The 396-nt window shown below is 43.9% G+C and carries 1 pseudogene; it reads left to right on the top strand.

The features are described from left to right. Nucleotides 1-259, top strand: a pseudogene (locus tag Tanf_RS01865) (IS110 family RNA-guided transposase); the annotation flags it as partial. Nucleotides 260-396: the final 137 nt, after the last annotated feature.

The raw sequence follows: 396 nt of genomic DNA, 5'->3' as shown, positions 1-396 counted from the left end.
ACAAAAATTGATCGAAATAGCATGGGCTGCATCACGAACCCGAAACTGTTTCTCCTCTCATTTCAGCTACCTCCAAACTACCAACAAGAAAAAGAACAAAATGAAGAGCCAGGAGACCAGCGCCCAGAAAATACTCGTTGCCGTAAGGCACATGCTCTCCAAAGAAGAGAATTTCATTGACATTTATCTCAAAAGGCGGGAAGAGTTGAAAAGAACAGAAGGACAAATCAAACTGCTTGAATCGGATATGGCCGATTAGCCATTTGATATACCTTTCGGTTCCACGTAATTACCTTTGTGGTGCACAAAGTAGCCGGTTTCGCAAATCTACAGATACACCGGAAGGAGGCGGACACCGGCATAAGCTACCCAAGCTTGTAGAGGAAAGTAACATAC

Origin of the sequence: Tannerella forsythia (assembly GCF_001006485.1) — a bacterium.
GTDB lineage: Bacteria > Bacteroidota > Bacteroidia > Bacteroidales > Tannerellaceae > Tannerella > Tannerella forsythia.
The sequence above is the reverse complement of the archived record's forward strand: the minus strand, read 5'-3'. Positions and strand labels throughout refer to the sequence as shown.